Source organism: Mycobacterium sp. NPDC048908 (genome assembly GCF_043197955.1).
Taxonomy (GTDB): domain Bacteria; phylum Actinomycetota; class Actinomycetes; order Mycobacteriales; family Mycobacteriaceae; genus Mycobacterium.
Window position 1 is genome coordinate 303,242 of record NZ_JBICUE010000004.1, and the last position, 23,635, is coordinate 326,876.

23 protein-coding genes and 2 pseudogenes are annotated in these 23,635 nt (G+C 66.0%); 14 read left to right on the forward strand and 11 right to left on the reverse strand.

Annotation, left to right across the window (positions count from 1 at the left end):
* Nucleotides 1-25 precede the first annotated feature (25 nt).
* Entirely contained in the window at nucleotides 26-631 is a 606-nt protein-coding gene (kstR, locus tag ACGFK1_RS13460) for a cholesterol catabolism transcriptional regulator KstR (protein ID WP_192724394.1), read from the forward strand.
* A gap of 3 nt (nucleotides 632-634) precedes the next feature.
* Entirely contained in the window at nucleotides 635-3,172 is a 2,538-nt protein-coding gene (otsB, locus tag ACGFK1_RS13465; protein WP_393429324.1) for a trehalose-phosphatase, read from the forward strand.
* Here otsB and ACGFK1_RS13470 read toward each other — a convergent pair.
* Nucleotides 3,169-4,269, reverse strand: a complete 1,101-nt coding sequence (locus ACGFK1_RS13470; RefSeq protein ID WP_393429327.1) for a LacI family DNA-binding transcriptional regulator — start codon at nucleotides 4,267-4,269, stop codon at nucleotides 3,169-3,171. The genes otsB and ACGFK1_RS13470 overlap by 4 nt on opposite strands.
* Nucleotides 4,270-4,361: 92 nt before the next feature.
* On the opposite strand from ACGFK1_RS13470, the gene ACGFK1_RS13475 reads away from it, so the two are divergent.
* The 3 genes from ACGFK1_RS13475 to ACGFK1_RS13485 are packed head-to-tail and all read left to right on the forward strand — an operon-like array spanning nucleotide 4,362 to nucleotide 6,954.
* On the forward strand, nucleotides 4,362-5,273 hold the full coding sequence (locus ACGFK1_RS13475) for a metal ABC transporter solute-binding protein, Zn/Mn family (protein ID WP_393429330.1): 912 nt from the start codon (nucleotides 4,362-4,364) through the stop codon (nucleotides 5,271-5,273).
* 9 nt (nucleotides 5,274-5,282) lie between these two features.
* Nucleotides 5,283-6,098 (forward strand): metal ABC transporter ATP-binding protein, encoded by an 816-nt coding sequence (locus tag ACGFK1_RS13480; RefSeq protein WP_393429332.1) that lies wholly within the window; start codon nucleotides 5,283-5,285, stop codon nucleotides 6,096-6,098.
* Nucleotides 6,091-6,954 (forward strand): metal ABC transporter permease, encoded by an 864-nt coding sequence (locus ACGFK1_RS13485; RefSeq protein ID WP_393429335.1) that lies wholly within the window; start codon nucleotides 6,091-6,093, stop codon nucleotides 6,952-6,954. Before ACGFK1_RS13480 ends, ACGFK1_RS13485 begins: the two co-directional genes overlap by 8 nt.
* On the opposite strand, the gene ACGFK1_RS13490 is transcribed toward ACGFK1_RS13485, so the two are convergent.
* Nucleotides 6,951-7,757, reverse strand: coding sequence for a sulfurtransferase (locus tag ACGFK1_RS13490; protein WP_393429338.1), 807 nt, complete (start codon nucleotides 7,755-7,757; stop codon nucleotides 6,951-6,953). The genes ACGFK1_RS13485 and ACGFK1_RS13490 overlap by 4 nt on opposite strands.
* 31 nt (nucleotides 7,758-7,788) lie before the next feature.
* On the opposite strand from ACGFK1_RS13490, the gene bluB reads away from it, so the two are divergent.
* Both bluB and ACGFK1_RS13500 read left to right on the forward strand, forming a co-directional pair.
* A complete protein-coding gene (bluB, locus tag ACGFK1_RS13495) occupies nucleotides 7,789-8,430 on the forward strand; it encodes a 5,6-dimethylbenzimidazole synthase (RefSeq protein WP_393429341.1) in 642 nt (213 codons plus the stop codon).
* Nucleotides 8,431-8,440: 10 nt separating this feature from the next.
* Nucleotides 8,441-9,199, forward strand: a complete 759-nt coding sequence (locus tag ACGFK1_RS13500; protein WP_393429344.1) for a LamB/YcsF family protein — start codon at nucleotides 8,441-8,443, stop codon at nucleotides 9,197-9,199.
* Here ACGFK1_RS13500 and rpsR read toward each other — a convergent pair.
* The 4 genes and pseudogenes from rpsR to ACGFK1_RS13520 all read right to left on the reverse strand — a co-directional run.
* Nucleotides 9,192-9,452 (reverse strand): 30S ribosomal protein S18, encoded by a 261-nt coding sequence (rpsR, locus tag ACGFK1_RS13505; RefSeq protein ID WP_393430094.1) that lies wholly within the window; start codon nucleotides 9,450-9,452, stop codon nucleotides 9,192-9,194. The genes ACGFK1_RS13500 and rpsR overlap by 8 nt on opposite strands.
* Nucleotides 9,449-9,695 (reverse strand): annotated as a pseudogene (locus ACGFK1_RS13510) (hypothetical protein). The gene rpsR and the pseudogene ACGFK1_RS13510 overlap by 4 nt, the downstream one beginning before the upstream one ends.
* Before the next feature lie 18 nt (nucleotides 9,696-9,713).
* Nucleotides 9,714-9,878, reverse strand: a complete 165-nt coding sequence (gene rpmG, locus ACGFK1_RS13515; protein WP_393429347.1) for a 50S ribosomal protein L33 — start codon at nucleotides 9,876-9,878, stop codon at nucleotides 9,714-9,716.
* Nucleotides 9,879-9,882: 4 nt separating this feature from the next.
* Nucleotides 9,883-10,023: pseudogene (locus ACGFK1_RS13520) on the reverse strand (50S ribosomal protein L28); the annotation flags it as partial.
* A gap of 106 nt (nucleotides 10,024-10,129) precedes the next feature.
* On the opposite strand from ACGFK1_RS13520, the gene ACGFK1_RS13525 reads away from it, so the two are divergent.
* From ACGFK1_RS13525 to ACGFK1_RS13535, 3 genes are all read left to right on the forward strand, one after another.
* On the forward strand, nucleotides 10,130-11,050 hold the full coding sequence (locus ACGFK1_RS13525; protein WP_393429350.1) for an MBL fold metallo-hydrolase: 921 nt from the start codon (nucleotides 10,130-10,132) through the stop codon (nucleotides 11,048-11,050).
* Entirely contained in the window at nucleotides 11,041-12,276 is a 1,236-nt protein-coding gene (locus tag ACGFK1_RS13530) for an SLC13 family permease (protein ID WP_393429353.1), read from the forward strand. The genes ACGFK1_RS13525 and ACGFK1_RS13530 overlap by 10 nt, the downstream gene beginning before the upstream one ends.
* 99 nt (nucleotides 12,277-12,375) lie before the next feature.
* Nucleotides 12,376-13,137 (forward strand): SGNH/GDSL hydrolase family protein, encoded by a 762-nt coding sequence (locus tag ACGFK1_RS13535; RefSeq protein ID WP_393429356.1) that lies wholly within the window; start codon nucleotides 12,376-12,378, stop codon nucleotides 13,135-13,137.
* On the opposite strand, the gene rlmB is transcribed toward ACGFK1_RS13535, so the two are convergent.
* The 5 genes from rlmB to ACGFK1_RS13560 all read right to left on the reverse strand — a co-directional run bounded on the left by rlmB (nucleotide 13,134) and on the right by ACGFK1_RS13560 (nucleotide 17,196).
* Nucleotides 13,134-14,078, reverse strand: coding sequence for a 23S rRNA (guanosine(2251)-2'-O)-methyltransferase RlmB (gene rlmB, locus ACGFK1_RS13540; protein ID WP_393429359.1), 945 nt, complete (start codon nucleotides 14,076-14,078; stop codon nucleotides 13,134-13,136). The genes ACGFK1_RS13535 and rlmB overlap by 4 nt on opposite strands.
* The gene (gene cysS, locus ACGFK1_RS13545; RefSeq protein ID WP_393429361.1) at nucleotides 14,079-15,494 is read right to left on the reverse strand and encodes a cysteine--tRNA ligase; all 1,416 of its coding nucleotides are present in this window, start codon (nucleotides 15,492-15,494) and stop codon (nucleotides 14,079-14,081) included.
* A 46-nt stretch (nucleotides 15,495-15,540) separates the two neighbouring features.
* A complete protein-coding gene (ispF, locus tag ACGFK1_RS13550) occupies nucleotides 15,541-16,026 on the reverse strand; it encodes a 2-C-methyl-D-erythritol 2,4-cyclodiphosphate synthase (protein ID WP_393429364.1) in 486 nt (161 codons plus the stop codon).
* Between the two features lie 8 nt (nucleotides 16,027-16,034).
* Nucleotides 16,035-16,523 carry an RNA polymerase-binding transcription factor CarD gene (gene carD, locus ACGFK1_RS13555; RefSeq protein WP_020100886.1) on the reverse strand — a complete coding sequence of 163 codons (489 nt, stop codon included), beginning with the start codon at nucleotides 16,521-16,523 and terminating at the stop codon, nucleotides 16,035-16,037.
* Between the two features lie 151 nt (nucleotides 16,524-16,674).
* The gene (locus ACGFK1_RS13560) at nucleotides 16,675-17,196 is read right to left on the reverse strand and encodes a hypothetical protein (RefSeq protein ID WP_393429369.1); all 522 of its coding nucleotides are present in this window, start codon (nucleotides 17,194-17,196) and stop codon (nucleotides 16,675-16,677) included.
* Between the two features lie 430 nt (nucleotides 17,197-17,626).
* Between ACGFK1_RS13560 and ACGFK1_RS13565 the strand changes: the two genes are divergently transcribed.
* The 4 genes from ACGFK1_RS13565 (at nucleotide 17,627) to ACGFK1_RS13580 (ending at nucleotide 23,253) form a co-directional block, all read left to right on the forward strand.
* On the forward strand, nucleotides 17,627-18,931 hold the full coding sequence (locus ACGFK1_RS13565) for a lipase family protein (RefSeq protein WP_393429371.1): 1,305 nt from the start codon (nucleotides 17,627-17,629) through the stop codon (nucleotides 18,929-18,931).
* 193 nt (nucleotides 18,932-19,124) lie between these two features.
* Nucleotides 19,125-20,546, forward strand: a complete 1,422-nt coding sequence (locus ACGFK1_RS13570) for an amidase (protein WP_393429374.1) — start codon at nucleotides 19,125-19,127, stop codon at nucleotides 20,544-20,546.
* Between the two features lie 349 nt (nucleotides 20,547-20,895).
* Nucleotides 20,896-22,260, forward strand: coding sequence for a cytochrome P450 (locus ACGFK1_RS13575; protein ID WP_393429377.1), 1,365 nt, complete (start codon nucleotides 20,896-20,898; stop codon nucleotides 22,258-22,260).
* Between the two features lie 183 nt (nucleotides 22,261-22,443).
* Nucleotides 22,444-23,253: a phthiotriol/phenolphthiotriol dimycocerosates methyltransferase gene (locus ACGFK1_RS13580; RefSeq protein ID WP_393429380.1), complete on the forward strand. Its 810-nt coding sequence runs from the start codon at nucleotides 22,444-22,446 to the stop codon at nucleotides 23,251-23,253.
* The last annotated feature ends 382 nt before the right edge of the window (nucleotides 23,254-23,635 follow it).

Sequence of the window (23,635 nt, forward strand, 5' to 3'; positions counted from 1 at the left end):
TTCGCGGCCGCGCCAGGTGATGAACGTGGCCGTACTGGCGGAGTCCGAGCTCGGGTCAGAGGCCCAGCGGGAGCGCCGCAAGCGCATCCTGGACGCCACGTTGGCCATCGCCTCGAAGGGCGGTTACGAGGCGGTTCAAATGCGCGCGGTTGCCGAACGGGCGGATGTCGCCGTCGGCACGCTATACCGTTATTTCCCGTCGAAGGTGCACCTGCTGGTATCCGCGCTCGGCAGGGAATTCGAGCGTATCGACGCCAAGACCGACCGTGCCGCGTTGTCCGGCGGCACGCCGTATCAGCGGCTGAACCTGATGGTCGGCAAGCTGAACCGGGCGATGCAGCGCAACCCGCTGCTGACCGAGGCCATGACGCGCGCGTTCGTGTTCGCCGACGCGTCCGCTGCCGGTGAAGTCGATCACGTCGGCAAGCTGATGGACTCCATGTTCGCCCGCGCGATGAGCGACGGCGAGCCGACCGAGGACCAGTACCACATCGCACGTGTCATCTCGGACGTCTGGTTGTCCAACCTGCTGGCCTGGCTCACCCGGCGGGCGTCAGCGACCGACGTCAGCAAGCGACTGGATCTGGCCGTGCGTCTTCTCATCGGCGACGGCGAGCACCCTAAGATTTAGCGGGTGGCTTCACCGCTACCTGTTGAACTGCAGCGCGCGCTCGGCACCGTCGCGCGGGTGCCGCGACTCCTGGTGGCGTGCGACTACGACGGCACGTTGGCGCCGATCGTCGCCAACCCCGACGACGCGCGCCCGTTGACTGAATCGGCGGCGGCGCTACGTGCGCTGGCCGCACTGCCGTCGACGACGGCTGCGTTGATCTCGGGCCGGGCGCTGCGCGACCTCGCGACGTTGTCGCGGATGCCTGCCGAAGTCCATCTGGTGGGCAGCCACGGTTCGGAGTTCGACACCGGGTTCGTGCACGCCATCGACGATTCGGCCAAGGCGCTGCTGGGCAGGATCAAGGATGCGCTGGGGGCGATAGCGGCCGAGTACGCCGGTGTCACCGTTGAGATAAAGCCGGCCAGCGTGGCACTGCACGTGCGCAACGCCGACCCCGCCGAGGGTAGGGAGGCGCTGGAGAAGGCGCGGTCCGCCGCGGTGCAGTGGGACGCGCAGGCGACCGAGGGTAAGTCGGTGCTGGAGTTCGCCGTCATTCAGACCGACAAAGGGCAGGCGCTCGACATCCTGCGACACCAGGAGGCGGCATCCGCGGCAGTGTTCATCGGCGACGACGTCACCGACGAGAAGGCGTTTCGCAGGCTGCACGGACCCGACATCGCCATCAAGGTCGGCGACGGCGACACGCTCGCCGGGTATCGAGTCGACTCGCCGGAAGATGTTGCGACGGTGTTGGAATGGCTGCTCGACGCGCGCCGCACCTGGCTGCTTGGCGGCCACAGCACGCCGATCGAGCGGCTCACCATGCTGTCCAATTCGCGCACGGTGGCGTTGTTGACGCCGGATGCCGACGTGGTCTGGATGTGCCATCCGCAGGCGGACGCGGCGGCGGTGTTCTCCCGACTCCTCGGCGACGCGACCGCAGGCCATTTCTCGATCGGGCCGCACCGCGAGGCGCTGCCTCTGTCGCAGCGCTACGTGACCGGCACGATGACCGTCGAAACCCGTTGGGCGAGCTTGCTTGTCACTGATTACCTGTCGCACGATGTGGGGGCGGGGCGCACAGACCTGATTCGGGTGATCAGCGGACAGGCCAAGGCGGTGGTGGAGTTCGCACCGCGCCCCGAATTCGCGCAGGCACCAGTCCACCTGCGGTCCGACGGGGACGGCTTGCGGGTCTTCGCGACCAACGAGCCGATGGTGCTGCGGTCTGTCGGGGTCGAGTGGGAAATCGTCCCCGACGGCGTTCACCAGACAGCGCGCGCCGTCGTTGATCCGGCGCAGGGTCCGGTGATCCTGGAATTACGGTGCGGTACCGAGGATCTGACGGAAAGCCCTGTCGATGCCGAATCGCGCCGCAACCGGGCCGAAAGCTACTGGAGCGACTGGGTTTCCACGCTCACGCTGCCGTCCCTGAAGCCGGAACTGATGAAGCGCTCGGCATTGACCCTGCGCGGGCTGGTGCACGCCGACACCGGCGCGATCATGGCGGCGGCCACCACGTCGCTGCCGGAAGAGATCGGCGGGGTGCGCAACTGGGACTACCGCTACTGCTGGATCCGCGATGCCGCGATGACCGCGTCGGCGCTGGTGTCCCTTGGCTCGACGGCGGAGGCCGAGGGGTACCTGCGCTGGCTGCACGGGGTGATCGAAACCATGCACGGACCCGAGCGGCTGCATCCGCTGTACGCGTTGTCCGGCGCGATCCTCGGCCCCGAGGCAGTGATCGATTCGCTGCCCGGTTATGCGGGTTCGCGCCCGGTCCGAGTCGGCAACGCCGCCAATGTCCAAGTGCAGCTGGATGTCTTCGGGCCCGTCGTTCAACTGATTTCGGATCTCTGTCACCGGCGGGTCGCCGACGGCCTGCCGAACGCGTTGACGGACGGGGACTGGAACCTGGTCAGCGAGATGGTGTTCGCCGTCGAAAGTCGTTGGGTGGAGCCCGATCACGGCATCTGGGAAATCCGCGGGAGTCCACGCCACCACGTCTACTCGAAGGTGATGTGCTGGTTGACGGTGGACCGCGCGCTGAAGCTGGCCGCCGAGTTCGGCCGCGAGGCGCCGCCCGGCTGGGCGACGCTGCGCGACTCGATCGCCGCACAGGTGCTCGAACGGGGCTGGCACGACAAGGTCAAGTCGTTCACCGCCGCCTACGACGGCACCGACCTCGACGCGGCGACCCTGCACATCGGGTTGTCCGGCCTGATCGAGCCGTCGGACGACCGATTCGCCGCAACCGTCGTCGCGACTGAGGCCGAATTACGCAGTGGTGCAACTGTTTACCGATACCACCGCGATGACGGCCTGCCCGGCACCGAGGGCGGCTTCCACCTCTGCGCCGCGTGGCTGCTCGAGGCTTACCTGCTGGTCGATCAGCGCTCTCAGGCCGAGGCGCTGTTCGACAGGCTGGTCGCCGCCGCAGGCCCGACGGGTCTGCTGTCCGAGGAGTACGACCCCGTGTCCGAGCGCGCATTGGGCAATCATCCGCAGGCCTACAGCCACATCGGTCTGCTGCGCTGCGCGCAACTGCTCGACGGCTAGGCGGGCGGACCCGACGTGCGGCCCCGCACCACATCGGTGTCCAGCACGTCCATCACCGGCAGGCCGTCGCGCGGCGGATTGTGCAGCAACCGTCCCGCGCGCCTGCCCTTCTCCATGCTGGGCTGCACCACCGTGGTCAGGCCGCGCCGCAATGCATCTGGGATGCCGTCGAACCCGGTCACCGTCATCTGGCCGGGCACGTAGATTCCCCGCGCGCGCAGATAGTCCATCGCCGAGATGGCAAGCACGTCGGCGGTACACATCAACGCGGTGACGCGCGGATTCGCCTCCAGCGCCACCTCTGCGGCCGCACCGCCCGAGGTCGGCAGGTGTTCGTAACTTTCCACCACTGTCAGAGACGCGGTGTCCAAACCCGCGGCCGTCATCGCGTCGTACACACCGTGGATCCGCTCGCGCTGCACGTGAAAGTGCGGAGTCTGCACGCGCTCAGGGTCGGCGACCGCGGGGCGCGGGCCGCCGTGCGGCCAGTCGCGGCCCAGTCGCATGGTGAGTAGGGCGATCTCCCGATGGCCCAGTCCCACAACGTATTCGGCGAGCCGCCGCATCGCCCCTCGATCATCGATGGAAACCCTCGACGTACCCGGGATGTCCTTGGGTTGGTCGACGACGACGACCGGAAGATGTCGCTGCTGGACCACAGACAGGTACGGGTCGTCATCGGAGGCCGAGTAGACCACGAAGCCGTCGACACCGGCTGCCAGCACCGCCGCCGATCCGTCGCCGACGCTGCGGTTCGGCCCGATGGCGACCAGTAGCAGGCCCTGTCCCGCCTCCTCACACGATTCGGCAAGACCGGCAACGAAATCCAACGCGGCGGGATCCGAGAACGAATAGTTCAGCGGTTCGGTGATCATCAATCCGACCGCGCCGGCCTTGCGGGTACGCAACGAACGGGCGACCGGGTCGGGTCCTGGATAACCCAACCGCTTGGCGGTGGCCAGCACGCGCTCGCGAAGGTCCGACGACAGTTGATCCGGTCGGTTGTAGGCGTTGGAGATGGTGGTGCGCGAAACTTTGAGCTCAGCGGCCAATGAGGCCAGGGTCGCACGCCGTCTGGGCGTGGGACTCCTCGACATGCTCCACGAGGTTAGCGGATCAAGTTGGTAAACCCGCTCAGCCATGCGCTAGAGTAATTGGAAACGGTTTTCATTTGTATTAGGAGCATGCGATGCGCGCGATCACGGCAACGGTCAGCCTGGCGGTGAGCACGGCTTTGATCGCCGGCTGCAGCCAGGGCCACGACGCCACTTCCGACCAGCAGCACACGGCTTCGGTCGTCGCGTCGACGAATGTCTGGGGCAGCGTGGCGAGCGCCGTCACCGGGGACCACGCGTCGGTCAAGGCGATCATCTCCAACCCCGCCGACGATCCCCACTCATTCGAGGTCAGCCCCGCCGATGCCGCGTCGCTCGCCGACGCGTCGCTGGTGGTGTACAACGGCGGCGGTTACGACCATTGGGTGGACGACGTGCTGGCCACCCACAAGGACGTACAAACCGTTGACGCGTACTCTCTGCTGTCCGCCTCGGTGCCACGACCGGCCAACGAGCATGTGTTCTACGACTTGGAGACGGCCAAGGAGGTCGCCAAGCAGATCGCCGACAAGCTGTCGCAGGCCGATGCCGGACACGCCGACGACTACAAGGCCAATGCGGACAAGTTCGCGCAGCAGGCCGACATGATCGCCGCCGCCGAGCGCGCGATCGGCGCATCCCATCCCGGCGCCACCGTGGTGGCCACCGAACCCGTCGCCCATTACCTGCTGACCAACACCGGGATCGTCGACAAGACGCCGCAGGGCTTCACCAAGGCGATCGAAGCCGACACCGACCCGTCGCCGTCCGACCTGGCCGCACTGCTCGACCTGATCAAGAACCGCCAGGTGTCGGCGTTGGTGTACAACACGCAGACCCAGACCGATGTCACCGAACAGATTCAGAACGCCGCCAAGCAGGCTTCGGTCCCGATCATCACGGTGACCGAGACCCTGCCCACGGGCACCGATTATCTGACCTGGCAGCGGCAGACCGTCGACCAGCTGGCCAGCCAGCTGGACAAGGCACCGCACTCGAACCGATAAGTTCTCCTAGTGGCCACTGACGTCGTCGCCGAATTGACCGGCGCCTGCCTGGCATTCGGCGACCGCGTGCTGTGGAACCACCTCGACCTGACGGTGCGTGCCGGGGAGTTCGTCGCTGTGCTCGGCCCCAACGGCACCGGCAAGACGTCGCTTTTCAAGGTGTTGCTCGGTCAACTCTCGCTGACCGCTGGCAGCGTCACGGTGACGGGTCAGCCGGTCCGCACCGGTAGCGAACGGATCGGTTACGTCCCCCAGCACCGCGGCGTGGAACGCGGGCTGTCAATGCGCGGCCGGGATCTCGTCGGGCTTGGCTACGACGGCCATCGGTGGGGGATGGCGAGCCTGCGCCCCGCCGACCGGGCGGCCAAACGTGACGCCGTGCAGCAGGCGCTCGAACAGGTCAACGGTGTGCACCTGGCGGCAGTGTCGGTCGGTGTGATGTCCGGCGGTGAGATGCAACGGGTTCGGATCGCGCAGGCGCTTGCCACCGATCCGGTGCTTCTCCTGTGCGACGAGCCATTGCTGAACCTCGACCCCGCCAACGCCCGGTTGGTGTCCGCGCTGATCGATCGGCGCCGTCGCGAGGCGAACACGGCGGTGCTGTTCGTCACCCACGAGGTCAATCCGGTTCTGCCGTACGTGGATAAAGTGCTGTATCTGGTCGACGGCAGATTCCGGATCGGCACCGTTGACGAGGTGATGACCTCGGCGACGCTGTCCGAGTTGTACCGCGCCGACATCCAGGTGGCGAAGGTCGGCGGCCGCTACGTCGTGGTCGGTCAAGAGGACCACTCAGGTCACGCGAGCGGACACGACAATGACTGAACGACTCACCGACATGTTGTCGAAGATGTTCTCGTTCGACGTCACCGCCGATCTGCTCAGCCGTGATTTCGTCCAGCAGGCGCTGCTCGCTGCCGCGTTACTCGCTTTGGTATCTGGCTTGATCGGGCCGTTCATCGTGATGCGGCAGATGTCGTTCGCGGTGCACGGATCGAGCGAATTGTCGCTTACCGGCGCCTCTTTCGCGTTGCTGGCGGGTTTCAACGTCGGGTACGGTGCGCTTCTGGGATGCGGGCTGGCGGCGGTGCTGTTCGGCATCCTCGGTCAACGCGCTCAACAACGCGACTCGGCGATCGGGGTGGTGCTGGCGTTCGGTCTCGGCCTCGCGGTGCTGTTCATCCACCTCTATCCGGGCCGCACCGGCACCAGTTTCGCGTTGCTGACGGGACAGATCGTCGGCGTCGGATACTCCGGCCTGGCGTTGTTGAGCGTCGTCGTGGTGGCCGTCGTCGCGGTGTTGGCCGTGTCGTACCGGCCTTTGTTGTTCGCGACCGTCGACCCCGAAGTTGCTGCGGGCCGCGGGCTTCCGGTGCGTGCATTGGGCATCGTGTTCGCCGCGCTGGTCGGTGTGACGGCAGCGCAGGGCGTGCAGATCGTCGGCGCGCTCCTGGTGATGTCGCTGTTGATCACCCCTGCGGCGGCCGCGGTGCGGGTGTTCGCGTCGCCGGCCGCGACGATCGTGGCGTCGGTGGTGTTCGCGGAGATCTCGGCAGTGGGCGGCATCATGTTGTCGCTGGCGCCCGGGGTACCGGTGTCGGTGTTCGTCACGACCATCTCGTTCGCGATCTTCCTGGTGTGCTGGGCGATCGGACAGCGTGGCCGTGAGCCGGTCGGCTAGCCGGTTTCGACTTGACGCGTTGAGTCCGAGGACCATTCGGACCACGAGCCCGGATACAACGCCGCGCTGATGCCCGCCGCGGCCAGCGCGGCCACCGCCACCGCCGCAGTGACCCCCGAGCCACAGTAGGCCCCGACCGGTCCGTCGAATCCAGGCAATCGGTCCAATGCGAACGTGCCGTCGCCGCGCAACAGCGCTGTGCTGGGCAGGTTTCTGGCGCCCGGGATGTGGCCCGCCACCGGATCGACGGGCTCCACCTCACCGCGAAACCGCTCGGGTGCGCGCGCGTCGAGCAGAACGTCGGCGGCGGCGGCCTGCTCGGCGGTCATGGTCGGCAGCGCGCCGGCGTAGAGGTCGTCGTGGGTCACCGCGACGTCGCCGGCTTCGGGTTCGACGACGCCGGTTTCGAGTGGTCCGGGCCAGGCGCCCAGGCCGCCGTCGAGGATCCGCACGTCGGCGATGCCTGCGGCGGTGAGCACCCACCACGCCCTTGCGGAACCGGCGCGATTCCAGTCGTCATAGACGACGACTGGGACGCCCTCGCGTACACCCCAACGCCGCGCCGCGGCTTCCAGGTTGCGGCCGGAAGGAAGCGGATGCCGCCCGCGCCCAACGACGGCGTGATCGCTGAGTTCGTCTTCGAGGGAGACGTACACCGCGCCGGGCAGATGGCCCTGCAGGTAGGCGGCCCGGCCGTCGGGCTCAGCCAACTGCCAGCGCACGTCCAGGATGGTCAGCGGTTCACCGGCGTTCAGACGTCCGGCCAATTCGGTTGCGCTGATCAACACGTCGTCGCGGCTCACCGTATCGATGGTGCCACCTAAGCTGTCCGCCGTGACCGAGCACGCCTTCAGCGCGGCCGAACGCAACGCCGTCTACCGCGCGATCACCGAGCGGCGTGATATGCGCAGATTCCTGCCGAATGAGACGGTGCCGGACGACGTGCTCACCAGGCTGCTTCAGGCCGCCCACGCCGCACCGAGTGTGGGGCTGATGCAGCCGTGGCGATTCATCCGTATCACCGACGCAGGGTTGACCCGGATCCATGCCATCATCGACGACCAACGGCTATGCACCGCCGTCGCGCTGGGGCCGCGCGGTGACGAGTTTCTCACCCTCAAGGTCGAGGGCATTCTCGAGTGCGCCGAACTGCTCGTGGTGGCGCTCGGCCCATGTTTTCGGCAGGCGCACGCGGCCCCAGATGGACCTCGCGTCGGTGTCGTGCGCGACCAGAATCTCTGGCTGGCCGCCCGCGCCGAAGGCCTCGGGATGGGCTGGGTCTCGATCTTCGATCGCGGCCTACTCGGCGCGCTGCTCGCGATGCCGCCCGACGCGCAACCCGTCGCGATCCTGTGCTTGGGGCCGGTGCCCGACTTCCCGACCCGCCCGCAGCTGGGAATCGACCACTGGACCTTCGGCCGACCGCTCGGCGATTTCGTCGCGGAGAACGGCTGGCCCGCGGCCACTCCGGCATAGGCTGACGGACGTGGTGACAGTGGATCTCAACGCCGATCTCGGTGAGGGCTTCGGCATGTGGGAACTCGGTGACGACGACGCGATGCTGGACGTGGTCACCAGCGCCAATGTCGCCTGCGGTTTTCACGCCGGGGACCCGGCGCTGCTGCTTCGAACCTGTCGCACCGCGGTGAAGCGGGGCGTTCGGATCGGCGCGCAGGTCAGCTATCGCGACCTGGCCGGCTTCGGCCGGCGCTTCATCGATGTCCACCCAGATGAGCTGAGCGCGGAGATCATCTATCAGATCGGTGCGCTACAGGCGCTGGCGCAGGCCGCCGGTGGAACGGTCAGCTACGTCAAACCCCATGGCGCGCTGTACAACACGATCGTCAACAACCACGGTCAGGCCCGCGCCGTTGCTCAGGCCGTGCATGCCGTCGACCCCGGGCTTCCCGTGCTCGGCCTGGCCGGCTCGGTCTTCTTCGCCGAGGCACAAGACCTTGGGCTGCGCACTGTTCCCGAGGCGTTCGCCGATCGGGCGTATCGGTCCGACGGGCAACTCGTTTCGCGCCGCGAACGCAACGCCGTGTTACACGACGTTGCCGAGATCGCCGACCGGGTGGCGTCGATGGTGTCCGCGGGCCGGGTGGCGGCCGCCGACGGATCGACAATCCCGATCACCGTCGAATCCATTTGCGTGCACGGCGATTCACCCGGCGCGGTGCAGATCGCCAACGCGGTGCGGGACCGACTGACCGCCGACGGCGTCGAGCTGAAGTCGTTTACTTGATCTCGACGAACGGCAGCAGTGCCATCTCGCGGGCGTTCTTGATCGCCGTCGCGACTTGACGCTGCTGCTGGGGGCTCAACCCGGTCACCCGTCGGGAGCGGATCTTGCCGCGCTCGGAGATGAACGTGCGCAGCAGATGGGTGTCCTTGTAGTCGATCGTCGTGACGCCCAGCGCCTTGAGTGGATTTTTTCTCTGCCGCTTGAGCTCTGGAAGTGGCGGCCGCCGCATCCGTGACTTCTTGCCTGCCATCAGATACTCCAATAGCGCGTGAGTTCACCGATCAGGTGTGGCGGGAAGTCTACCCAAGTGCGACTCTGACCGAGCGTTATTCGAGTATCAGCCCGCACGCGCGACAGTCCGAACTTCCGCAGATGACCCCGTGGCCTGCCGTCGACAACGTCGCGGTTGCGCAGCCGAACCGGATAATCTTCTGAGTTCGGCACGACGGTCGGCGTAACGCGCCACCAGTATTCGACGCCGTTCGTTCTTGGTGATTTTCGGATGCCTTGGCCATCAGCGTTCCTCGCGGAACTCGACATGGCGCCTGAGGACGGGATCGTACTTTCGCAGCACCAACCGGTCGGGATCGTTGCGCCGATTCTTGCGGGTGACGTAGGTGTAGCCGGTGCCCGCCGTCGAACGTAGTTTCACCAGAGGCCGAATATCGTTGCGCGACATCAGATCTTTCCCCCCTGCGCCGGATGCGGGCCACCACGGCTTCGATGCCGTCGCGGTCGATGACCTTGATGCCCTTCGCGCTGACACGCGAAACGGCGTTGCCGAACCCGGGGCTTCGCACGGTGGCCTGACAGTGCGCGGACATGTGCCTCTCATTCACTCGTAACCAGAAATGATTATCGTTTTTAACTATACATGTCGGGGCCGTCGCCGATGCCAGAAGATCCAGCAAGGGCACCTAAGGTGGCGTCATGCGCCTGAGACCCGGCCGCCCCGACTTGCGGAAGTACGCGAACGCGTTCGACGCGCCGGCGGCCCGGTCCGACGCGCCACTGACCGTGACATGGGCGGGTGTGACCACGCTGCTGATCGACGATGGCCAGTCCGCGGTGATGACGGACGGCTTCTTCTCGCGGCCGAGCCTGCTCCGAGTCGGATTGACCCGCCTGTCGCCGTCGACACCACGTATCGACGGCTGCTTGTCTCGCCTCGGCGTGCGCCGGTTGGAGGCGGTCATGCCGGTGCACACGCACTTTGACCACGCGATGGATTCGGCGGTGGTGGCCGAGGCAACGAACGCAGCAGTGGTCGGTGGGACGTCGGCGGTCGCGGTCGGCCGTGGCGCTGGCCTGCCTGACGACCGGCTCGTCGCGGTCACGCCTGGCGATCCGACGACGCTCGGCGCCTACGACGTGACGTTGATCGAGGGCGAGCACTGCCCCCCCGACCGCTTCCCGGGCGTCATTTGTCAACCCGTGGTTCCACCGGTCAAGGCGTCGGCGTACAAATGCGGCGAAGCCTGGTCGACGCTGGTGCACCACCGCCCATCGGACCGGCGACTGCTGATCGTCGGAAGCGCTGGCTTCGTCCGCGGTGCACTGGCCGGGCAGCGCGCCGAGGTGGTGTATCTGGGCATCGGGCAGTTGGGACTGCAGCCCGAGCAATACCTGATCGACTACTGGACCGAGACCGTGCGCACCGTTGGGGCCCGACGCGTCGTGCTGATCCATTGGGACGACTTCTTTCGTCCGCTCCACAAGCCGCTGCGGGCACTGCCGTACGCGGCAGACGACCTCGACGTGTCGATGCAGGTGTTGTCCGGGCTGGCCGAGGAAGACGGCATTCCCGTGCACCTGCCCACCCTTTGGCATCGCTGCGACCCGTGGAGTTGACGCTGGCGCTGGCGGCGCTGGCGGTGGTGCTCGGATTCGCGATGGTCCGGCCTCGTGGTTGGCCCGAGGCCGTCGCCGCAGTGCCGGCGGCGGGCCTCCTGGTCGCGTCCGGCGCGATCTCGCTGAAGGACGCTTGGGCCGAAGTGGATCGGCTGCTCCCCGTTGTCGGTTTCCTTGCCGCGGTGCTGGTGCTGGCTCGACTTTGCGATGACGAAGGGCTGTTCCGGGCGGCAGGTGCAGCGATGGCGCGGTCCAACTCGGGCAGCCAACTACGGTTGTTCATCACCGTTTTCATGATTGCGGCGGCTACGACGGCGGTGCTCAGCTTGGATGCGACGGTTGTGCTGTTGACGCCGGTCGTGCTTGCCACCGCGCGCTCCCTGCGGGTCGCAGCGAGACCGCACGCGTACGCCACCGCGCATCTCGCGAACAGTGCATCGCTGCTGTTGCCGGTGTCCAACCTGACCAACCTGCTGGCCTTCAGCGCGGCGGGACTGTCGTTTCTCCACTTCACCGCGGTGATGACGCTGCCCTGGCTGGCCGCCATCCTCATCGAATTCGCGTTGTTGCGTTGGGTTTTCGCGCGTGAACTCGCGATCGCGCCAACACATGACTCGGTGCTCAGCGAGGTCAAGGTGCCGGTGTTCACGCTCGCGGTACTGGCACTCACGCTGATCGGGTTCGCCGTCACTTCCGTGTTCGGATTGTCGCCCGCATGGGCGGCGCTCGCTGGTGCCGTGGTGCTCGGTGTGCACGGGTTGGCGCGCGGTCGCACGACCGTTTCGACTATCGCGGATGCGCTGGATGTGCCGTTCCTTGCGTTCGTGCTGTGCCTCGGTGTGGTTGTCGCCGCAGTGATGGCCAACGGCATCGACGCTGCGATGCGTCACGTGCTGCCCCTCGGTGACACCCTGCCGGCACTGCTCGGGATCGCTGCCGTCGCGGCCTTGCTGTCCAACGTCGTCAACAATCTTCCCGCAGTATTGGTGCTGCTGCCGCTGGTGACCGGTCCGGCCGCGGTGCTCGCCATCCTCATCGGCGTCAACGTAGGCCCGAACCTGACTTATGTCGGTTCTCTCGCGAATCTGCTGTGGCGCAGCGTGGTACGTCGCGACCTGCGTGCCGGCTTCGCCGAGTTCAGCCGCGTGGGCTTGGTCACCGTGCCGCTCACCCTTGTCGGTGCCGTCCTCGCGCTTTGGCTCGGGATCCGCATCTTCGGTGTTTAGCGACGCGGGGGTTACACCGACGCGAACAACAGAGGGCGATTCGCCGACTTGCGGCGCTGGCGGTGAGCGAATCGCCGTACGATCGGCAAGATTGGTGACGTGGCGTTCACCAGATTCGTGGCGCTCGGTGACTCGTTCACCGAGGGTGTCGGCGACCCACATCCGGACAGCCCCAACGGTTTGCGTGGGTGGGCCGATCACGTGGCGCTCGCTCTGGCACAGCACAACCCGCAGCTTGGCTATGCGAACCTGGCGGTGCGTGGTCGTCGAATGAACGAGATCCTCGTCGAGCAGGTTCAGGCCGCAGTCATGCTCGAACCTGATCTCGTCACCGTCTACGCGGGCATGAACGATCTGCTCCTGGTGCGCAACGACATCGACGCGATGATGGGTCGATATGCCGATGCGTTGAAGACGCTGCAGCAGTCCGGCGCACATGTGCTGGTGTTCACGGCGGGTGACCTCGGGACGGTGCCGCTGTTTCGGCGGCTGCGCGGCCGCGCCGCGGTGTACAACGAGTTGTTGCGCGGCATCGCCGATGATCTGGGCCTGCAACTGGTCGACTTCTGGCGCTTCACCGAGTTTCGCGATCCACGGCTGTGGGCAGGCGACCGCATCCATCTCTCGCCCCTTGGCCACGAGCGGATGGCGGCCAAAGTGCTTGACTCTTTGACCGTTTCGCACGGCCTGCCGACGCGCGCCGCCGCCTTGCTGGCGACGGATCTGCCGACGCGCAATTTCCGGGCAAACGTGGAGTGGACGCTGGCTTTCGCCGCGCCGTGGGTGGCGAAACGGCTACGCCGTGCGACACCCGGTGCGGGCGTGAAGCCGAAATATCCGGTGCTGACCCGGATCCGCTAGCCGCGGCGTTGCCGCGCGATTTCGGCCAGCACCACTCCCGCGGCGACCGACGCGTTGAGCGACTCAGTTGGCCCCGCCATCGGAATGGCTATCACGGCGTCACAGTTCTCCCGCACGAGTCGCGACAGACCCTTGCCTTCCGACCCCACCACCACGACCATCGGTTGCGTGCAGTCCAGGTCGTCGATGGTGGTGTCACCGCCGGCGTCAAGGCCGACCACCTGCAGGCCCGCGTCAGCCCAATCCTTCAGTGTGCGATTGAGATTCGTCGCCCTCGCCACCGGCAACCTGGCCGCCGCGCCCGCGCTGGTGCGCCACGCCACGGCGGTGACGGACGCCGATCGCCGCTGCGGGATCACCACACCGTGACCACCGAACGCCGCAACGGACCGCACAATCGCGCCAAGGTTGCGCGGGTCGGAGATGTTGTCCAGCGCCACCATCAGGGCCGGCACGCTGTCGTTGGTCGCCTTGGCCAACAGGTCGTGGGGATGCGCATATTGATACGGCGGCACCTGTAACGCGATGCCCTGATGCAGACCGTTGGCGGCGATGCGATCCAGGTCGTGGCGCGGCACCTCGAGAATCGAGATACCGCTGTCCGCAGCGAGTTTCACCGATTCGGTCAGACGCTCGTCGGCTTCTGCACCAAGCGCGACGTACAGCGCGGTGGCGGGTACCCCAGCCCGCAGGCATTCGAGAACGGGATTGCGGCCCAACACGATCTCGGTGTCATCGGTCTTGCGACCGGACCGTCCCTGTTGCTGACGTTGAGCCTTGGCCGCGCGTTTGGCGGCCGGATGGCCGGGCCTCATGTGTGCGGGCGGGGTGGCGCCCCGGCCCTCCAGCCCACGGCGGCGCACACCACCGGAGCCGACCGTCGGGCCTTTCTTCGTGCCCGGCTTGCGGATTGCGCCCCGACGTCGTGAATTCCCGGCCATCTACTTGGTGTACCCGTCGAGCAGCGCCCACTGCGGTCCGTCGGCGGTATCGGTGACCTCGATGCCGGCCTTCTTCAGCCGGTCGCGGATCGCGTCTGCTTCGGCCCAGTCGCGTCGTGCCCTGGCGTCTTCGCGACGCTGCACCTCGGCATGGACCAGCACGTCGACGGCGGCCAGCGCCGCCGATGTCTCGTCTTTGGATTCCCACCGCTCATCGAGCGGGTCCGCACCGAGAATGCTCATCATCGCGCGAATCGACATCGCCTGAGCCAGCGCCGTCTCGTGATCACCGGCGTCCAGCGCGCGGTTGCCTTCGGCTCGGGCGGCATGCACCTCGGCCAGTGCGATCGGGACGGACAGGTCGTCGTTCAGCGCGGCCGCGAACTTCGGCGTCCACTCCCCCGGCACCACCGCGCCGACGCGGTTGCGCACCCGGTGCAGGAAGTCCTCGATGCCGGTGTAGGCCTTGGCGGCATCCTGCAGCGCGGTCTCGGAGAATTCCAGCATCGAGCGGTAGTGCGCGCTGCCGAGGTAATAGCGCAACTCGGCGGCCCGAACTCGTTGCAGCACAGCGGGAATCGCGAGCACATTGCCGAGCGACTTGCTCATCTTCTCGCCGCCCATGGTGACCCAACCGTTGTGCAACCAGTACCTGGCGAACGCATCACCGGCGGCCTCCGCCTGGGCGATCTCGTTCTCGTGATGCGGGAACACCAGATCCATGCCGCCCGCGTGGATGTCGAACTCCGGACCGAGGTAGGCCTCGCACATCGCGACGCACTCGGTGTGCCAGCCCGGCCTGCCCGGGCCCCACGGCGTCGGCCAAGATGGCTCGCCGGGCTTGGCGCCCTTCCACAGTGTGAAATCGCGTTCGTCGCGCTTGCCCTTGGCGACCCCCTCGCCTTGGTGCACATCTTCGATCCTGTGCCCGGAGAGCTTGCCGTAGTCGGGCTGACTGAGCACATCGAAGTAGACGTCGCCGTTCCCGGTGTACGCGTGTCCGCGTTCGATCAGGCGCTCGATCAACTCGACCATCTGGGTGATGTGGCCGGTGGCACGAGGTTCAGCTGAGGGCGGAAGCACCCCCAGTGCGTCGTAGGCCGCCGAAAACGCCCGCTCGTAGGTCGCGGCCCACTCCCACCACGGCCGGTCCGCGTCGGCGGCCTTGTTGAGGATCTTGTCGTCGATGTCGGTGACGTTGCGGATGAACGCGACGTCATAGCCGGTGGCCATCAGCCAGCGGCGCAGCACGTCGAAGGCGACTCCGCTGCGGACATGGCCGATGTGCGGCAGCCCCTGCACCGTGGCGCCACACAGGTAGATCGACGCGTGGCCGGGCCGCAGCGGGACGAACTCGCGGACAGTGCCCGTCATCGTGTCGTGTAGCCGCAGTTGCGCGGCTGGGCCATGGGTCACTCCGACCTGCCGTTCGCTCCGCTCACGACGGGCCAGCTTACCGGCACTATTCGGCGCTGATTACCAGAGCGGTGGCGATGGCCGCCAAACCCTCGCCGCGGCCGGTGAGGCCGAGGCCGTCGGTGGTCGTTGCCGACACCGACACCGGAGCGTCCAGCAGCTCAGAAAGCACCTTCTGCGCCTCGCCGCGGCGCGGACCCACCTTGGGCCGATTACCGATTACCTGCACGGCGGCGTTGCCGACCCGGTAGCCCTGCGCAGACAGCAGACCCTTGACGTGCTTGAGCATGTCCGCGCCACTCACGTCGCGCCACTCAGCTCGTCCGGTGCCGAACACCGCGCCGAGGTCGCCGAGCCCGGCAGCCGACAACAAAGCGTCGCACAGCGCGTGTGCGGCCACGTCACCGTCGGAGTGGCCGGCACAGCCGTCGTCTTCGCCGAACAACAGACACAGCAGCCAGCACGGCCGACCGACCTCGATCGGATGTACGTCGGTGCCGAGCCCGACTCGGGGCAGGCTCTTCGCCGACATCAATGCCTTCAGGAGGCGGCGGCCAGAACCTCGTCGAGGATGGTTGCCGCCTTGGCGTCGTCGGTGTTCTCGGCGAGCGCGAGCTCGCCAACCAGGATCTGGCGCGCCTTGGCCAGCATCCGCTTCTCACCCGCGGACAGGCCACGCTCCTGGTCCCGGCGCCACAGGTCACGAACGACCTCGGCCACCTTGTTCACATCGCCTGAGGCCAGCTTCTCGAGATTGGCTTTGTAGCGGCGCGACCAGTTGGTCGGCTCCTCGGTGTGCGGGGCGCGGAGCACCTGGAAGACCTTGTCAAGGCCTTCCTGGCCGACAACGTCACGCACGCCGACATACTCGGCATTCTCGGCAGGAACTCGAACGGTGAGATCGCCCTGGGCAACCTTCAAGACGAGGTATTCCTTTTGTTCGCCTTTGATGGTCCGGGTTTCGATCGCCTCGATCAACGCAGCACCGTGATGTGGATAGACAACGGTGTCTCCGACCTTGAAAATCATCAGATACGAGCCCCTTTCACCCCTCCATGTTAACACGGGGCCGATAGGGGTGCCGATCAACGGTGCAGGTCAGGGGCACAGTCGATGAAGTGCAGGGGTTGACATGGTGACGAATCCGTGCATGGCAGACGTGGCCAGCGAACCGACGTAATCAGTTGGGCAACCCTGGCCGCGGCCGGGGCCCTGAAGCATCTGTCCCGATCGCTTTTGCCCTCTCGAAATGCGCCAACGCCGCGTTCACATGTGCTGTGAAGGCGTCAATCTCGGCCTGGCCGGCACCGGCGCCAGCGTTCAAGCAAACGTCCGCCGCGGCCCCGATCTCATCCACGACGGCCTGGACTTCGGCGGTCAACGCCCGCACCGGACTGGGCAACGTTGCGCGCAACCGTTGGTTTGCTTTGCTCATCCGCTCGCAGGCGGCCTTGGCGCCCGCGACATCACCCGCCCCGACAGCGCTCTGCACGCTTTGAACCGCACTTTCGATGTCGTCGCCCGCGTCAGACGCCTTCGCGGCCCAGGCCAACACCGGGCTCGATTCCTGCGCCGGCCTCACCGTGCCTTGGCCCCCCACCTCCGAGGTCATGTCCGGGAACCATTGCGGCAACGTGTTCGGCCTGGGCATCCACGGGGTCGCGTCCGTTGTCGAGGCGGCGGCGGACGGCATGTTGGCCACCTGCGTTCCTCCGCCTAGGACTACGGCGCTTGATGCGGTCGCCGCGAACCCGGCAACTATAAGTCCTACTCCTATCCAGCTCCTGCGGCGTCGTAGGCCGCCAGCCTGGTGGGCTACATCGCCACCCATTGGTCCCCCCAAATCGCCACCCCGAACACAGTCTCAGAGTTAACTGTAAGGCACCCGCCGCGCCGGAATCACGGAAGGGGCAAACGAATCTTTGCGAACTTTCACCGTGGCAGGTCACGGGTTGCGTGTGATCGCGCGCGGCCGCGTGGCGCGAGGCGACTGCAGAACCGGCCGGTTCGAAAGGCGCTGTGTCGGCTATCTTCGGCGAAGAGCGACCCGCGGTACCGCGGTCACCAGACCTGCGTCCCGGCGTCGTAGTGGAGGTACTGACGTTTTGGCAGCACTGGTTCGGTTCGCCGCCGTGAGCTTGCGGCTCGCGCTCGCACTTCTCCTCTCGCTGACGGTCTATAAGTTGATGGGTCTTTCCCCGCAGCTGCCGTCCGCTCCGGACTCGGCGCCCATTCTGGTGGCGTTGCCCGACGTCGCCACCGATGTGTGGCAGAGCCGGGGTCAGGTAGTGCATGAGGAGCCGTACGACGACCCGCCGCTGGAGGACCGCGACGCGGTTCTGGGTCAAGCGTGGCGCGCTGTGTACACCTCGGTTTCGGGTGTGGACGGCGGGAGCCGCGAAGTGTCTGGGGCGTTTTTCGTTCCCCGCGGGACCCCACCGGAAAATGGCTGGCCACTCATCTCGCTCGCCCATGGCACCACCGGCATCGGACACGACTGCGGGCCGTCGCGACAGCCCGATCTCATGGGATACGCAGCGATGGTCGAGAGGCTCCTCGATGACAAGTACGCCGTGGCGCTCACCGACTACGAGGGGCTCGGAGAAAGCGGGTCGCACCCTTACCTGGAACCACGGACCGAGGCATTCAACACCATTGATGCCGCACGCGCGATGCGCGCCATCTCACCAGACGTGTCTGCGCGCTGGGTGGCTGTCGGCTACTCGCAGGGTGGACAGGCGGCGTGGGCCGTCAACGAGTTGAACTCCTACTACGGAAACGATCTGCAGCTGCAAGGAAGTGTTGCCCTGGCACCGGCGGCCAATCTGACGGGCATCGCCGACCTTGTCTCGTCGGGTTCGTTGACGGACGAGCAGCGGGCGATTTTCCCGATGGGCTTGATCGGCTTCGCTCGGTACAACCCGGATCTAGACCCAGACTCGTTTCTGCACGGGTCCGCAGACTATTTCCGAAAGCTGCTGAGCCGCTGCGAGCCAACCGCCAGTCAAGAGTCGACCAGTCAGCCCGCCGTGCCCGCGCCGGTCCTTCGGCGAGTCGTCGTAGATCGGCTGCGCGACGCCAACGATGTGAAGCCACAGAGCCCTCAAGACGCCACCACTTTGCGGGACGCGGCGCGCCGGGTTGCCCTGCCGCAAGGGCCGCTGGACAAGCCCATGCTCGTCATCAACGGCGAGAATGATGCCCAGGCCTTGCCGGACTGGACTCGATCCGCGGTGGCACGCAGCTGCGCACTCGGCGCACAAATCGAATATCAGGAGATACCGAAGACCGGCCATAACGACCTCCCGCCCAAAGCTGCCGACACGATGGAGCGTTGGATCGCCGATCGCTTCGCCGGCACCCCTGCGCCCTCGAACTGCCCCGCCGGACAGGTGAGCCCGGACGGACCCCCGCATGGAACTCCCACAGCTCGTTGACATGCCGTTGGTCGGTTGGTGCGCTGCCCGGTGCGGCTCGTACGCCTGTTGACGAATCCCAGCAACCTATCTCGAAGATAACGTCTGATCACCAGCACACGGCCGTCCAGCGGGACGGAGGCGTACCCGACGACCCCCGTCCACTCATGGAGAAATCAGGTAAGCGGGCGTCGTCATTGCTAGCGTCGTTCCTGTGCGCCACGTGCACGCATTCGAAGACGATGCGCTCGGTGAACTCGACGCGGTCGGCCTCTGCGACGCCATCAAGGCCGGTCGGATCGGCAGCGCCGAGGCGACGGAAGCCGCCATCATCCGCACCGAAGCGGTCAATCCGGCGCTCAACGGACTGGCGTGTCAAGCATTCGACCATGCGCGCGCCAAAGCATCGCAGCGGAGTTCGGACGGTGAATTCTTCGCCGGCGTACCAACTTTCGTCAAGGACTGCGTCGACGTCGCGGGACTGCCGACGATGTCGGGCACGGATGCGTGGGAGCCGCACGAGGCGGCCGCCGACAGCGACTGCACCCGATTGTATCTAGCCACCGGGCTGATATCGCTGGGCAAGACCCGGTTGTCAGAACTCGGTTTATGTGCATCCGCCGAACATCCTCGACTGGGATCGGTGCGCAATCCATGGAACACCGACTACACCGCTGGCGGTTCCTCATCGGGCTCGGCCGCGTTCGTCGCGGCCGGAGCGGTGCCGATCGCGCATGGCAACGACGGCGGTGGTTCGGTCCGCATTCCGGCCAGCTGCACCGGTCTGGTGGGCCTCAAGCCGTCGCGTGGCCGGTTACCGCTGGATGACAAGACGGGCTGGGTTCCGCTTCGTCTCGTCACCAACGGTGTGCTAACCCGGTCAGTGCGTGACACCGCGGCCTTCTACCTTGCGGCTGAACGCATTTGGCGCCACCCGAGGCTGCCGCCGATTGGCGACGTGCGGCATCCGGGCAAGCAGCGGCTGCGCATCGCCGTCGTCACCCGCTCGGACAAGCGCGAGTGCAGCCGCGAACTGCGCGAACTCACGCTGAAATCTGCCGAGCTTCTCGACGAGCTCGGCCACCACGTCGACTATGTCGAAACCCTGCCGGTGTCTTCCAGTTTCACCGCCGATTTTCGGCTGTATTGGGCCTTGATAGCCAGCTGGCAGGTGAGGATCATCGAGCGCGGGTTCGGCGACACGTTTGATGCCAGCCGGTTGAACAACCTGACGCGGGGGCTGGACCGCTATGCCCGCCGCAACAGGCACCGCCTCCCCGCAGCGATCATGCGGCTGCGCGCGACTCGGCGGCGCACCGCAGAGTTCTTCGGCGCTTATGACGCGGTGCTGACCCCGACGATGGCCGACGAGACGCCGCGCCTCGGTCACCTCGACCCGACCGCCGAAGCACAGCAGATCATCGATCGACAGGGCGAGTGGGCTGCCTTCACGCCGCTGCACAATGTCACGGGTGAGCCGGCTATCTCACTGCCACTGGCCGAATCCGCAAGCGGCATGCCAGTCGGCATGATGCTCTCCGCCGATGTCGGACAGGAAGCGCGGTTACTGGCATTGGCCATCGAACTCGAAGAGGCCCGGCCCTGGACCCGCATTCAATCCCGCGCTCGGGACTGACGAGGGCTTCCTACGAACCTGATGGAGCTGCCGAGCTCGGCCACCCGGCGATTCAACGCTGTCAACTGCGCAAGCTCTGAAATGTCAAAGGCCTTCTGCCCCAAAGGCTCGGAGCAGTATGGGCCGTAAGCTGACCGACGCCTACCACGCCCGGTCGGGCTCGAGGCAGAGGGCGCGCTGCTGGCCCTGGCCATGGCGCTGCACTGGCGCGCGGCCGCATGGTCGAGGCCGGCAAGCACCGGTGAGCGCAGCTTGGGGCTCACCGCCACCGAAGATCCACGGACGCGGGACATCCTCAAGACTGCCCGCGCGGAATGCTTTAGGGTATTTGCCACGGAGGGGGGACGACATGGCAGTGGCGACAACCGATCCAATACGACTACCGCCAGGGCCGCGGGTACCGAACATCGTCTCAGTTGTGATCTTGACCGCACTAAAGCACCGTTGGGTGCTGGTTCTGGGTCGACGTTACGGCGGCACGTTCACCATGAATTTGCCGGTCTTCGGCAACATAGTGGTGATCAGCGACCCGATTCTGATCAAGGATGTCTTCAGCACGAGCAGTGATCTGATCGAACGCCCGACTACCCTCCTCGGCCCGGTATTCGGCCCTGGATCGACCTTCAGCCTCACCGGTAAAGACCACCTGATGCGCCGCAGATTGGTGCTCCCGGCGTTTCACGGGAGGGGGGTGAGAAGCTACGAACATATCGTCGAAGAAGAGGTGATGAAGGAAACCGCGGACTGGCCCGAAGGCCGCGAGTTCGAAACGCTTGAGACGATGAGCCGCCTGACCCTCAACTCAATTCTGCGTGCGATGTTCGGCGAAGACAAAGATGTGCTGGATGAACTTCGCAGCCTATTGCCGGCGATGGTCAGTCTTGGCTCCCGCCTACGCATGGTGCCGTCGGTAGCGGGGCGTGACTTCGGTCGGTGGAGTCCGGGGGGGCGGTTATTGCGGCTGCGGCGCCGGTTTGACACAGTCGTCAAAACGCTCATCGCAAAGGCGCGCGCCGACCCGGCCTTGGAAGAGCGCAGCGACATGCTCGCGGTCTTGTTGCAGGCCCGCTACGAAAACGGTGAGCCGATCCCCGATCAGCATATCGCCGACGAGCTGCTGACCTTGGTCGTCGCCGGTCACGAGACAACCGCCTCGCAGCTGGCCTGGATTGTGGAGCGGATGCGCCGGCATCCAGAGCTGATGTCGCGGCTCGCCGACGAAGTGGACGCCGGCGGATCTGAGTTGCGACAGGCAACAATCTTCGAAGTGCAGCGCACCCGGTCGATTTTCGAGGCCACGACCCGCAGTGTGAAGAAGCGAGTTCGCTTGGGCGACTGGGTCCTTCCGCCCGGCACTACGGTGCAGATTGATTTTCATCTGGCACACGAGTCAGAAGAGAACTTCCCCGACGCGGCCTCGTTCAACCCAGACCGATTCGTCGGCACCAGCCCGAAGCCGTTCAGGTGGATTCCGTTCGGCGGCGGCGTAAACCGCTGTGTTGGTGCGGGTTTCGCGGCCATGGAGATGGATGTCGCCGTGCGCACACTACTGCGCGAATTCCGGTTCGCGCCAACCGATGCGCCAGGAGAACGGCTTCAGAACCGCGGTTTTTCGATCGCGCCGGCACAGGGCGCGCGCGCGGTGGTTTACCGGCGAACGGCCGCGGCGTCGGGTAATCGCGTCTCTATGTCGGTGGCCGACCACGGCAGCTGACGTCTGCGAAATCCTTCAGCTCGCAGTGACCTCCCGCTGACGCGAGCAGCTGTGTGTGCCATTCGTTCGAGGCGACCGGCGGTGGCAGGCTTCCGGCGATGTGCGCGACATCAACAGCAAGCTCCGACCTGAGCTATCGGAAAGCGACCGCCCGCCCGGCGTATCCTCTGGCATACTCCCGCCATGGCCATCAGGGGGACGGACTACATCACCGACATCAAGGTCAGGTTCATCAAAGCATTGGTGAACCATTACTGGTATCCCTTTCTGAGCCGACGGCTCGATGCGGAAGACCTCACGTTCCTCAACTTCGGCTATGAGGAGGACCCGCCGATGGCCTTGCCGCTGGCGGCGTCCGATGAGCCCAACCGGTTCAGTATCCAGCTCTACCACCGCGTGGCGACCCAGGCGGAGCTCAACGGCAAACAGGTTCTGGAGGTCAGCTGCGGCCACGGCGGTGGAGCCTCGTATCTTGTCCGCACGTTGCGCCCAGCTTCCTATGTGGGGCTGGACTTCAACGCAGACGGCGTCGCCTTTTGCCGAAGGAGGCATAACCTGCCCGCGCTGGATTTCGTGCACGGTGACGCCGAAAGCCTGCCGTTCGCCGACCAGTCGTTCGACACGGTGATCAATGTCGAAGCTTCGCACGCCTATCCTCGGTTTCCCCGCTTCCTCGCCGAAGTGGTGCGCGTCCTGCGCCCCGGAGGGCGTTTCCTCTACGCTGATTTCCGCTACCGGCCGGATTTGTCCAGCTGGGGGGCAGAATTAGTCGACACCCAGATGCGGCAGGTTTCGGAACGCGTCATCAATGCGGAGGTTCTGCGTGCGCTGGATAAAAATTCGCAGCGGTCACTCGAACTGATCGGTCGCGTGCTGCCGCCGTTTCTGGGTCGCTTCGCCCGCTGGTTCGCCGGTGTGCCGGGCTCGGGGATGTACTGCAACATCCAGAGTGGGCAAATCGAGTATCGGATGTATTGCTTTACCAAGGATTGAGCGGCCGTCCCGCCACCAAAAAGCAGGGCCTCGTTCGATTTGGCGCGTGAAGGGCCGAACTACGGGGTTTCCCCATCAACTTCAACTCGGCATCTGCAAGTGTTGTGGGGAGAACCGAACCGCCGCGAGTGTGGCCCGTACCCAGCATGGCCCAGGCCCGCGGGGCCCATCCCTACTCTCCCCTAGGGTTTACCGGCTCTTCCGGGAAATGGAGTGCATGGAAGGGCGTGGAAATCCCGGTTGATGGGTCGTGTCGGTGAGCTGAGACGGGCCCCGGCGGGCAGAGGATGCAGGTGTCTACGCCGTATCACTTACCGTGCTGGGAGCCCTGTGTCTGACCCTCGTTGTCTGCTGCCGCTGTTGTCGCCGACACGATCGTGCG

Bases quoted from the DNA above. Each gene is read 5' to 3' on its own strand.
- ispF (WP_393429364.1), bottom strand. From the start codon at position 16,026: ATGTCGGCGAAGAGCCTGCCCCGAGTCGGGCTCGGCACCGACGTACAT.
- carD (WP_020100886.1), bottom strand. From the start codon at position 16,523: ATGATTTTCAAGGTCGGAGACACCGTTGTCTATCCACATCACGGTGCT.
- rlmB (WP_393429359.1), bottom strand. From the start codon at position 14,078: ATGGCCGGGAATTCACGACGTCGGGGCGCAATCCGCAAGCCGGGCACG.
- ACGFK1_RS13525 (WP_393429350.1), top strand. From the start codon at position 10,130: ATGCGCCTGAGACCCGGCCGCCCCGACTTGCGGAAGTACGCGAACGCG.
- rpmG (WP_393429347.1), bottom strand. From the start codon at position 9,878: ATGTCGCGCAACGATATTCGGCCTCTGGTGAAACTACGTTCGACGGCG.
- ACGFK1_RS13485 (WP_393429335.1), top strand. From the start codon at position 6,091: ATGACTGAACGACTCACCGACATGTTGTCGAAGATGTTCTCGTTCGAC.
- ACGFK1_RS13470 (WP_393429327.1), bottom strand. From the start codon at position 4,269: ATGTCGAGGAGTCCCACGCCCAGACGGCGTGCGACCCTGGCCTCATTG.
- ACGFK1_RS13475 (WP_393429330.1), top strand. From the start codon at position 4,362: ATGCGCGCGATCACGGCAACGGTCAGCCTGGCGGTGAGCACGGCTTTG.
- ACGFK1_RS13580 (WP_393429380.1), top strand. From the start codon at position 22,444: ATGGCCATCAGGGGGACGGACTACATCACCGACATCAAGGTCAGGTTC.
- ACGFK1_RS13575 (WP_393429377.1), top strand. From the start codon at position 20,896: ATGGCAGTGGCGACAACCGATCCAATACGACTACCGCCAGGGCCGCGG.